An 11103-nucleotide genomic window follows, 5' to 3' on the forward strand; every position below is an offset into this window, starting at 1 on the left:
TCTTCAAACCACGTCAACGTCGCCTTGCCGTAGGTATGGTTACTGACTTCGTCACTTCTATCCACAACCTCAAAACAGTGTTTTGAGCAACCTGCAGCTAGTTTCCTAGTTTGCTCTTTGATTTTCATTGAGTATAAAAAAGAAAGCTTCAGACCAATCACAAAAGGTGAATATCTGAAGTTTTCTTTTATTTGTAAGTTATCACCATAAAGGTTAATAGTAGAACGAATAAGGCCAAACTCACCAATAAAGTAAGCCCCTTGACCAAGGTATTGCTCTGCCAATAGCTTGGTTTACCAATATTACTAGTGGCATCCATGGAAAATAGTTGATTTTGACGGGGTTGTATAGTTACCAATACAATCAAAGCAAGAGATAGGATAATAGCTAAAACAATTAGTATTTCAATCATAGATCTACCTCAAAATTCCCAGCAAAGTAAAGAGCAAACCAATCAGAATCATCAAGCCCAGTAAAAGTGAAAAAGTCTTACTAATCTTTTCCCCTCGGGTTTCTTTTTCTTTCTTGATAGGTTTTTGTTTCAACTCTTCCATGCGACCTTCAACGTCTTTGTAAAATAAATCTTCGTCTGACATGTTAGCCTCCTAAAACAGTTTGCATGGTTTCCTGATACCGCACCAAGTCAACATAATTTGCATGTTGGCCTTGTTTGCCAAGTGCCTGATTCATTTGATCAACATCTGAAAGGGCCAGTTTAATGGTCTCAACCAAAGCAGAAACTTCACTACTTTCAAATAGATGATCAGGAGCGATATAGAGTCTATTGTGCACTGTCTGATTAAATCCAAGAATCAAGAGATTGTGCTCAAAGGCCTGACGCACCGCCTGCAACAACTCATTGCTGTGATTTATATCCAAGTAAATATCCGACAATTGATAGAGCTCCTGAATCTTCTGTGGACTAGCGTTCTGGTAAAGGACCACATTAGGATAACGAAGCATATCTAATAACTTAGAAGACATCTCTGTCACCGCTGCGATACGGAAAGTGACATCAGGCAGGGCTTCTACGATTGCTTCTACTTGCTCAATCTGATCAGAATTAGTCAAGATTAAGGCATCTCGTCTTAGGAAATTATCGCGTTTGAACTGATAATGGTAACCCAAATGCACAAACTGATCATGGTATTTCTCGTCAGTCAACTCTAAAGCACGCTCATAAGTCGCCTTATTTGGAATGATGATTTTCTTAGTACGCACATCATCATTTTCCAAGATCAACTGCATATTACCTGGAATAGCATCATAGAGAGGTTCCTGCCAAACCAAAACATCTGAGCCAGATTTATCTGGATGATGGAAGGAAACCAAGAAAGGAGTCGCTAAGGTATTAAAGATAAGCTGACTTGTATCTATTTCCAAATCTTGCAAAAAGAAGGTGATAAATTCAACCTTATTGGCAAAGTAACGCATAGACTGATCAGGCAAAGTCAATAAGATATCACCCGTCACATGGTTTTCAAGTAACACCTCTTGGCCATTGACATCTTGGTAAATCGTCATAATTGGCTCACTATCTGCACTATAGGTCGTTGTAGCAAAGCAAGCCCCGAAGCGATTGTAATGGTCAACCTGGCGTACTCGACCTTCTAAATCTTTCCAATCTACCTGTTTAACCAAGCGAGCCTGCATTCCATCAGCATAATGAATAACGGCTCTCTCCTGTGTCATATCTTCAATACGAGCAGACTGATTATTTCCTGAAATTTCCCAAAAAACCGGAACAGGGACTTGGTTGAAATAGAGAGGTTTTCCCTTTTCATAGCCTAGATAATAAGTAAAAGGAGATACCAGACCATCAGGCAGAAAACCGTCTGCATCAATGACCACTCCAAGTTGGGAAAGACCAGTAGCGACTAGACTTTCATGTAAATCTCGACTTTCCTGACTATAACGATCATAAAGTTCAATCATGGAGCACCTCCTCTACTGTTTTCTTCCACTTTTCTAAAATTTCTTTGGTTAAGAAGCCTTCTGCAATCTGGTAAGAATGGGTACGCATATCCGACAAACGATTTTCTTGATATAGTTGGCAAATCTTAGTTGCGTAAGCTTGCTTGATTTGGTCTTCTACATGGTCAGATGAACTTGGAATCAAATAACCATTTTGCCCATCTTCTATAAAGGTCTGATTACCATAAGGTACATCAAAACCGATTAGGGGGAGACCCGATCCAACAGCTTCCATCAAGGTCAAACCAAAGCCTTCGCTGGTAGAAGCCGTCAAGTAGACCTCATACTGGCTATAAATCTGCGCAAGATCCGCATGCCCCTTGAGCTGGATATAATCCTCAGCCTGATGATTCGCAATAATGTCTCTAAGCAGAGAATCTTCTCCACCGCTACCATAAATATCTAAGGTTAATTCAGGTATTTCCTTACGAGCCTCAATCACAGCCTTGACCAACCAGTCAATGTGTTTTTCTTTGGCAAGACGTGAAGCAGTAATCAATGAAAATGGCTTACGTCCCTGACTTGACTCAGTTAATGCATCAATACTTCCTACAGGAATGGTAACAATCTTTGGTTGATGCGGGGTATATTTGGCAAATTGCTCTTGCAACACTTCATTCTGTCTGTCAGTTGATACGATAAAGAAATCAACCTTATCTGCATTGGTAAACTGGTAGTCATAATAGTTGTTCCAAAGGATGTAATCCTCATTTGTAACATTTTCACTATAATGCTCCGCATGAACAACTACCGCTAGATGCGCTACCTGCGCCTCCTCAAAAACAACCTGACCAATGCCTGTCTCCCTATCAAGAATGACCAAATCAGACTTGTTCAAATTCAAGGATTTCATAAAGGCACGCATAAAGGCTGGCTTTCCATAGAAAATCTTATCCTTGAAACGGTAAACTTCTTCCTTCCCTTGATTCATCAAGATATCATAGGCCGGAGTCCCGTCTTCATTGTAAAAAGTCCTTTGGTATAGTACTGCAACATTATTCTTGGGAGCAAAGTATTCGGTACAATAACGAGTGTAAGAAAAATAATCCTTTCGAATCAGTTTTCCTTTAAAGACATACTCGGCATGTTGAACCAAGTCCTTGTTCTCATCCACCAAATAACAGGTGACAAACTTATCTTGGTCAGAAAAGAAGACACGTAAAACCTTACCATTCTTTTCTCTACGACTTTCAACACCACTAAAATAAGTCAAAACATCATCCACTGTCACGCTAGTAGGTGCAATCTTAATATCTGTGAAATGATTATAAAGCCAGATAACTTGATCATCATCAAAACCAATATTGGCTGTTAAGTGCTGAATATTATCTGCCAAAATCATATCTGTAAAGATAAACTTAGAGGGCAGATTTAAATTCCTAAAAATACCAGCACGATAGGCTTGAGCGTATTCAACACCACTACTAGCCCAGCCAATTCCTAAATTTATATTGTAAATTGTCATATATTCCTCTTTTTATGGGAAATGAGTCATAATCTCTCCCTTAGGAGTAACTTCAACCAAGCCCATCAGGAGATTACGAACCATATCCGCACGAATTTGTTCTTTCATGGTTTCAAAGCCTGCATAGGCCTCTTGATAGTATTCTACAATCGGATTTTTCTGAGCAGCAGGCTGATATCCTATCGCCATAGTCAATTGCTGAAGGTAGTCTACCTGTTCTACCCAATTATCATCAATAGCCTTGAGCAAAGAAAGTCGTAAAAACTGCTCATACAAGTCATGTTGATCAAGTAATTCTTTCTTTTCTGACAGTTCTTTATCAATCACCTGCTTCATAAAGCTGCGAACTGCAGTCTTGTCAGTCACATCTATATGATCTGGAATTTCTTTAACATGGAAACTAATATTGGTCACTAGAAAATGGAAGAGCAACTCTCGGCTTTCATAATTTGAAGCAGTCACTTGATCTATATAACTAGTAATAATTCCCTCAACAACATCCTCTAAGTCACGAGAGCCATCTATTAGACGATCTCGTTCCTTATAAACCATATCCCGCTGGATATTCATACTCTCGGCATACTCTAGAGTCTGACGACGCGCTGAACGTCCAGCACTATCGCTTGCATTTTGAGCCTTTTCAACTAATTTACGATACTTGCGACCTTTCAGTATTTCAGGCTGCGCCATATCTTGAACTTGATAGTCTCTATACTTTTTATGCACCCAAGATGGACCAAATTTCTTAATAACATCATCCTCTAAGGATACAAAAAACTTACTCATACCAGGATCTCCCTGACGTCCAGAACGCCCACGAATTTGTAGGTCGATCCGTTGACTTTCCATCCGTTCCGTTCCAATAACAATCAAGCCCCCGAGTTCTGCGACTCCCTTACCCAGTTTGATATCCGTACCACGTCCTGCCATAGAGGTTGCCACTGTCACAGCCCCCATCTGTCCTGACTCTGAGATAATCTGTGCCTCACGCGCAGCATTATTAGCATTTAGAACATTATGGGCAATTCCTTCACGTAATAAAAGAGATGAGTAAAGATGGGACATTTCCACAGAACCAACAAAGACCAATAGGGGATTCCCTTTACGATGGTATTCTTTGATGTACTCCAAAGAAGCATACACTTTTTCAGGTAAAGTAACATAGAGATTGTCTGGATAATCAATCCGTTGTTTAGGACGATTAGTTGGAATACGAATAACTGCCATATTATAAGTCTCAATAAACTCTTTTTCTGCCACCTTACCTGTCCCCGTCATTCCAGAGACTTTTTTAAACATCTTAAAGAGACTCTGATAGGTGATAGAAGCCATAGCTCTCGTTTCTGGAGATAATTTAACATGTTCCTTCGCCTCAATGGCCTGATGAAGTCCTCCCTGCAGTTTTGTCATTTCCATTAAACGCCCTGTCCCTTTATCGACTAGTACCATTTCATCCCCTCGAACGATATAGTCCTTATCTTTTGTATAAAGTTTATGAGCCCGAATTGCATAGACTAAGTGCCGAGCAAATACTGCATGTTCTTCCTTATAAAAATGATCTATTCCTAGAAAACTTTCAGCAGCTTTGGCACCCTTTGTAGTCAACCAAACCTCATCTTTTTCCTCTTTAAAAATATAGTCTTCTCCCTCAACTAAAGTCGTTACTAAGGTGTCAATAATACCATAATGATTTGACTGAACACGAGGAGCACCAGCAACAATCAGAGGAGTTTGAGCACTATCAAGTAAAATATCATCTATTTCATCAATAATAGCATAATCAAAAGGACGTAAAAATTTCCCTTCCTCATTTGCAGCGAGATTATCATTTAAATAATCAAAACCTAGAGTACTATTTGTCGTATAAATAACATCTGACTTATAGATTTCTTTTTTTTCTTCTGGTGTTAATTCTTCATTAGATTCTTCAGTAAAGGGAATACCAATGGACAAGCCTAAAAAACGATAAACCTGCCCCATTTCTTCAGCATCACGCTTAGCAAGATACTCATTTGTTGTAATAACCATCGTGCCCTTGCCTGTTAAAGCATTAAGATAAACAGGCATAGTAGCTGTCAAGGTTTTCCCCTCACCTGTATTCATCTCCGCTACATTACCTTGATGAATAACAATTCCTCCCATGACCTGTACATCGTAGGGGAACATTCCTAACACTCGTTTATCTGCTTCGCGTACTACTGCAAATGCCTCAACCAAAAGATCATCCACCGTTTCTCCTTTAGCAAGACGATGGCGAAACTCCACTGTTTTTGCCGCTAATTTTTGATCAGATAGAGACTCCATTTCCCCTTTTAGGGCATTAATCTTTTTTAAAATCCTTTTGACTTTCCTCAACTGGAAATCTTGACCAAAACTTTTAATCATGATTCATCTCCTCGATATAAAAATCATAAAAGTCTAACGACTCAAAACCTGCACTTAAAAGAGAAACTTCATAGGTGTAAGCTTCTTTGGGATAAGTAAATATAAACTGTTTAACTTTTTCTACCTTTTCTTCAATTACAGACCCGTATCGGTCAAAAAATCTAATTTTTATATACAATCCTTGTTCGGGTTGACAATTAAAATTCATACTTATTTGATAATCCTGTCCCCTTTTTAATAAAGGCAGACTAACTTGTGTTCTAGATCCTTGATAGTTTAAACTAGAAGACCAGCTCCTCAAAATTTCTCCAGATGTTACCAAAGGATTATAGAGACTGACATGATCTTTACTGTGATAGAATACTTGAGTACCATACATAAATGTTCCCCCAACTTCTCCCCACTCTATTCCTTGTCTTTGTTTGATAATCATTCATCACCTCTCCCAAAATCTGCTTCTAACACCATACGATAAAAGTGCAAAAACCAAGCCACATTGGTATTCGTATCATCATTATGTCGTCCCGCTGTTCCTTTGGAAAGTATTTTCGCTCCTGTATGGCATAAGTGATCAACTAGTTGTTCATAAGCATGACTATCCATATCTTCATCCTTCATATAAGATAGGCCAAAGGTTGTATTTGAAAAATCTGCTTGTTTAAAAACTTTCCAAAAACGTTGATCCAATTCCAACATATGTTTAGAACTAACTCCTCCAGTTTGATGGTGCAGAATATCAAAGGATGTATTAAATACTCCTGGAGCTTCTAACCGTCCACGGCCAGCAATCGTTCCAATATTGGCAAGAGGTTTACCGACAATGATAGCATGAGGTTCAAAGGAGGCACCATAATAAAGAGATGGAAATGTTCCCATAGAAAGACCTGACAAAATCAAATCTTTCTTATCAAATCCTAGATAATCTAGATAGTGAAGAATCGTTTCCTTTACCTTATTTTCTAGCTCATCACTTCCCAAATAAAAGGCACCACCTTCAATACGTGGATCAGAAAACAAGATGAAAGGACATCCAAGATTTTTCATCATGTAATATCCTTCAAAACCTTCCGCAGAACGATACCCTGCAAAGTATACATTCAATGGAGGCTTAAAATCTCCAGGATGGAAAAAATAATTAATTTCTTCACGCTTACTATCATGTAAGATATTCCCCCCCAAGAAAAACTTACCAAATTGCTTACGAGTCCAACGTCTGTGTAAACTTCCTAATTTAAGAATCCCCTGACCACGTGCTAGAATTGAAATTGCTAAATAACCTTTGGATTCACCCGGAATGACGAATGCCTTTTCCAAATCATATTCATTTAGGATTATCTCCTCCGCAATTTCTGAAACTGATCCTTGTTTTATTTTCTTGATGCTAACTTGAAATTCTACCCCATCACTTTTTTCATACTCTAACCACAATTCAATAGGATGTTCTTCCTCTAACATCACATTATAGCTCCAAAAGGCTAGCTGGGAAAATTCTTCTCCAAAATCTCCCTCTAATGTTAAATGTTCAAATCCTTGATAAGAAATCGAACCCTGAAAACTAGGATTAACTTGTAACATGAACGACTGTAGTTTATCTCCATATCCGCCACCAAACAGCGAAGTCGATAAATCTTCCAATAATGTTTGAGGTTCTGAAAAATCAACAGCTTGAGCACAAGATTTTTTTAGAAATGATGAAATGGTCAAATCTGCCGTTTCAAAATTTTGGTTATATAAAAGAGTATGAGGTTCTATGTTATTTATAAACGGAAGTAAATCTTTCAGATACTGACCGTCCTCTATTAAAACAATATGAAAACTGGTAATCCCATCCATTTCCATCATTTTTCTCAAAGCAAGAGAAGAATTAGGACAAAAATAATACCAATCCATATTATCAGGAATTTCAAAATAATGTTTCCAATTGTAAATTCCAATTTGTAAAATTTTAAGATTTTTTGACATCTGTAATTTCCCCTATCCAATTTTGGAGTTTTTCTAAAAACATCTGTCCTGTATGTTCCTTAATCTTTTCTACGGAGTAAATTAAGGATTGATTCCACTCTTTAAGTGTATCCAAATAATAATGGATAGCCTCTTGGAGTTCTGATAAATCCGAAATAAGATAACCGTTCTTCAAATGATCCACATAGACTGTTTTTACCTTATTAATTTGAGGAATTCCTGCACTAATTCCAGCAATTTGAGTATAAAGATGAGGAAGGTTACTCAAGTCCACAATTAAACGTACAAACTCCAAGGTTTTAATTAAATCCAATTCATCATTCATGTTGATAATTTGATATTTCAGACTCTCTATTTTATTATCTTCTAAAGGATTTTCTGAATCCCCATAGCCCCCATCTTTTTCCAATGATTGACTATCGATTCTATCTTGTATCATTTTTTGAATTGAGGATTCAAACTGCTCTAGCAGTTCTTCATTCGTCGCAAAGGTGCCAAATATCAATTCTACATCCTTTGTTTTAGAAACAAAATCTAATACTTGATATATACCCTCTTCATCAATACCCTCTTTAAAATTCAATTGATAGTAAATAAAAGAGGTTTTTCTTGTCTGGCTACGCCCCAAACGTAGGCGAGTATCAAAAGGAGACAAATGTTTAAAACATTGTTCATTTTCTGGATATAATTCTTTCAAAATTTGAAGACTATCTTCCCTATCTACCAAGGTGAAGTCTACCTTATTAAACGTTGACGATAACATCTTAAAAGTATCTTGAGGATTACGATCAATAAAAAGACTCAAAATCTTATGACTTTCCTCAGGTAGAGTCTTCAAAATCAAATCATTATGAACTTGATGTGCTGGAATAATAAATAAATTATTCTTTTTATAAATTTTATTCAGTTGTTTTTGAAAGAATTCCTCTACTATCTCTCCTATGTGATTGTAACTCAATAATTTAAAACGATAACCAAATATTGGATTAATCTCAATACGTCCACTTTCCTGTAAGTGCTCTCTAAACTGCCAAATTCCCTTAGTATTCAAATAATCTTGATAGTAAGGTATATCATCTTTAAAATAGATAACACTGGACACCAAGCCCCTGTCATCCATAATAAATCGTTCAGAACGTTGACCCTCTCTATTAAAATATTGGATATCACTGATAAATCCTTCAACACCATGTTCTACCTGAGCATAAGGTCTACCCTTTTTTTGTACCAATATAGCAAATGGACTATAGATAAATTCACACTCATTATCCCACTCAATATCTTTAAGATTTAAAACCTGTGAATGTTCAACAGAAAAATCTTGCATATCATCAAATACAGAATAGGCATCTGTCTCTAAAACACCATGACGATGTAAAAAATAACGAAGATGAGGTTGGTAGGATAAAACCAACAACTGCGAACGTAAGCCCTGCTCCTGTAATAATCTAAGTTGATTAAAGGTATCATCAAATTCAAGTTTAAAAGAAGTACGATACCAAGGAATTAGGTCAAAATGCCATGGTCGTTCACTTCCATACCATGCTGGAATAAAATAATACATAGTCACCTCCTATATAAGTGGTTTATAAGTTTCGTTTAGTCTTAAAGCCTTTACTTCATCTTTTACATTAAAAATCATCCCATTAAGCATTAAAAACAATCCGGGAATCATAGCAACTCGTAACAGTTTTTCATCATGTAAAACAAGGAGCATTGGTAAACCAGCCATAATCACATTAATAATTCCTCCCACAATGGAAAAACGTAAAACTAAACGATTGATAAAGCGACTAGTCTCCTCGCCTGGATAAACCCCATAAATATATTCACCTGATTTTTTCATTCGATCAGCAATCTGATCTCCACTCATATTCACAAATGCAAATGCAATACTAAAAAGAAATAAGATAGCAATATATAAATAAATCCACAGTGGTTCTCCCATCTTATATTGGTTAGATAACTCCATATAGATAGGATTTTCTGGGAACAAGGAATGTAAAAGAAGTAATACATAGGTGGGTAAACTCATAAAAGTCATAACATACATATAAGGCATTCCCCCAGCAGGATTTAACATCACTTCAAAATACGAGTACCTCTTAAAGCGACTATGTAAACCAACTTTATGTAAGGGTAGACGATATCTTGCTCGATACAAGATTGAAACAATATAGGTAAAGGCAACCCCCATCAAAACTAATAATAATATACTAGCATAAGAGATCTGAATAACTTTAAAAGTTTCAATCATATCCTGTGGAATATTTAATACCATACTTGATAATAAAATAACCATCGGGCCGCCTACACCGTTGATAGCATTGATATCTGACAACCAAACTAAAAAGAAGGTTCCTGCAATCAGCAAAAGAGTATTCATCAAAATAATCAGAGTTGAAGAAAAGATCGGCTGGATAGGAAGGTTTAATGAAATGGCCAATGACTGTATAATCGCAATAAATAGGGTTATATACATTCTCCTTCTATCTTGGACTTCTATTGAAAGCGATGAAATCCCTAATCGTTTAGAAAAAGATAACATCTGCCATAAAAGCATCGAAGACATCCAAGGAGAAAGGCCTACCGAAAGCAAAGAAAGACTCCTTAGGTTTCCACCTGTAAGAGCTGTAGAAAAAGCTAAATAGGCGGTTGAACCACCTAAAAAATCTCTGCTATTCACATTAACAAAAGGAAGAGTTAGCCTACTTCCCAAGACATAAATAAAAATTAAAAATAGGGTCACTAGACCTTTTTTTACTATTATAGACGAAAAAATGTTTTTCATATCCAATCCTTTGTTTTATTAACTTCTAGAAAATCATCTAACTTTCAGCACATAATAAAAGACAAATATAGCCTTTTAGTTCAAACATAGTATTTTTTGCTCTTCGAGTTACAGAATAGAAGGAAGTAGCATTCTCAGAATTTCATCCTTCATTTTTGACTACTTCCTTTTCACTACACTCTATCTAGAAAACTATTTTAAAATAAGACAACTATAAATATAAATACAGCTTAAAATTTTATAGTATACAATTTCTGCCCTCCTAATTATATCAAAAAAAGCAGAAAAAATCTGCTTTTGAGTGCCTACAAGATATAAAAGACCTATCAATATTTTCATCACTTTATTCAATGTTAAACGTAAAATTACATTATTTTTTGACTATATTATATCTCCTTAAAAGATAGTAGATTGCGCTATCTATAAGCCAAGAAAATAAATCGTTTAATCACTTAATAAATATAGAAGCTCCGCATAGCGTTTAAAAATTTCCGTATTTTGAAGTCCTGCTTCTTTTGCTTGATTG

At 36.4% G+C, this 11103-nt stretch carries 9 protein-coding genes; all 9 read right to left on the reverse strand.

All coding sequences use genetic code 11. The annotated features are described in order from the left end of the window. Window positions 1-187: 187 nt before the first annotated feature. The 9 genes from asp5 to secY2 are packed head-to-tail and all read right to left on the reverse strand — an operon-like array spanning window position 188 to window position 10577. Window positions 188-412: an accessory Sec system protein Asp5 gene (gene asp5 / locus ADI58_RS03830; protein ID WP_049521529.1), complete on the reverse strand. Its 225-nt coding sequence runs from the start codon at window positions 410-412 to the stop codon at window positions 188-190. Between the two features lie 4 nt (window positions 413-416). Further along, on the reverse strand, window positions 417-596 hold the full coding sequence (gene asp4 / locus ADI58_RS03835; RefSeq protein WP_001278708.1) for an accessory Sec system protein Asp4: 180 nt from the start codon (window positions 594-596) through the stop codon (window positions 417-419). 1 nt (window position 597) lies between these two features. After that, the gene (gene gtfB, locus ADI58_RS03840; RefSeq protein WP_049521530.1) at window positions 598-1935 is read right to left on the reverse strand and encodes an accessory Sec system glycosylation chaperone GtfB; all 1338 of its coding nucleotides are present in this window, start codon (window positions 1933-1935) and stop codon (window positions 598-600) included. Further along, window positions 1928-3439 carry an accessory Sec system glycosyltransferase GtfA gene (gtfA, locus tag ADI58_RS03845; protein ID WP_049521531.1) on the reverse strand — a complete coding sequence of 504 codons (1512 nt, stop codon included), beginning with the start codon at window positions 3437-3439 and terminating at the stop codon, window positions 1928-1930. The genes gtfB and gtfA overlap by 8 nt, the downstream gene beginning before the upstream one ends. 12 nt (window positions 3440-3451) lie before the next feature. Next, a complete protein-coding gene (secA2, locus tag ADI58_RS03850; protein WP_049521532.1) occupies window positions 3452-5824 on the reverse strand; it encodes an accessory Sec system translocase SecA2 in 2373 nt (790 codons plus the stop codon). Further along, window positions 5817-6257, reverse strand: a complete 441-nt coding sequence (gene asp3 / locus ADI58_RS03855) for an accessory Sec system protein Asp3 (protein ID WP_049521533.1) — start codon at window positions 6255-6257, stop codon at window positions 5817-5819. The genes secA2 and asp3 overlap by 8 nt, the downstream gene beginning before the upstream one ends. Continuing rightward, the gene (asp2, locus tag ADI58_RS03860; protein ID WP_049521534.1) at window positions 6254-7786 is read right to left on the reverse strand and encodes an accessory Sec system protein Asp2; all 1533 of its coding nucleotides are present in this window, start codon (window positions 7784-7786) and stop codon (window positions 6254-6256) included. Before asp2 ends, asp3 begins: the two co-directional genes overlap by 4 nt. After that, complete coding sequence (gene asp1 / locus ADI58_RS03865) at window positions 7770-9350, reverse strand: accessory Sec system protein Asp1 (protein WP_049521535.1); 1581 nt, start codon at window positions 9348-9350, stop codon at window positions 7770-7772. Before asp1 ends, asp2 begins: the two co-directional genes overlap by 17 nt. A gap of 9 nt (window positions 9351-9359) precedes the next feature. Then, window positions 9360-10577 carry an accessory Sec system protein translocase subunit SecY2 gene (gene secY2, locus ADI58_RS03870; protein WP_049521536.1) on the reverse strand — a complete coding sequence of 406 codons (1218 nt, stop codon included), beginning with the start codon at window positions 10575-10577 and terminating at the stop codon, window positions 9360-9362. Window positions 10578-11103: the final 526 nt, after the last annotated feature.

It is taken from the genome of Streptococcus mitis (genome assembly GCF_001074635.1).
GTDB lineage: Bacteria > Bacillota > Bacilli > Lactobacillales > Streptococcaceae > Streptococcus > Streptococcus mitis_E.

Coding starts and splice junctions, on each gene's coding strand:
- asp2 (WP_049521534.1), bottom strand. CDS start 7,786: ATGTCAAAAAATCTTAAAATTTTACAAATTGGAATTTACAATTGGAAA.
- secY2 (WP_049521536.1), bottom strand. CDS start 10,577: ATGAAAAACATTTTTTCGTCTATAATAGTAAAAAAAGGTCTAGTGACC.
- gtfB (WP_049521530.1), bottom strand. CDS start 1,935: ATGATTGAACTTTATGATCGTTATAGTCAGGAAAGTCGAGATTTACAT.
- asp1 (WP_049521535.1), bottom strand. CDS start 9,350: ATGTATTATTTTATTCCAGCATGGTATGGAAGTGAACGACCATGGCAT.
- gtfA (WP_049521531.1), bottom strand. CDS start 3,439: ATGACAATTTACAATATAAATTTAGGAATTGGCTGGGCTAGTAGTGGT.
- asp3 (WP_049521533.1), bottom strand. CDS start 6,257: ATGATTATCAAACAAAGACAAGGAATAGAGTGGGGAGAAGTTGGGGGA.
- secA2 (WP_049521532.1), bottom strand. CDS start 5,824: ATGATTAAAAGTTTTGGTCAAGATTTCCAGTTGAGGAAAGTCAAAAGG.
- asp5 (WP_049521529.1), bottom strand. CDS start 412: ATGATTGAAATACTAATTGTTTTAGCTATTATCCTATCTCTTGCTTTG.
- asp4 (WP_001278708.1), bottom strand. CDS start 596: ATGTCAGACGAAGATTTATTTTACAAAGACGTTGAAGGTCGCATGGAA.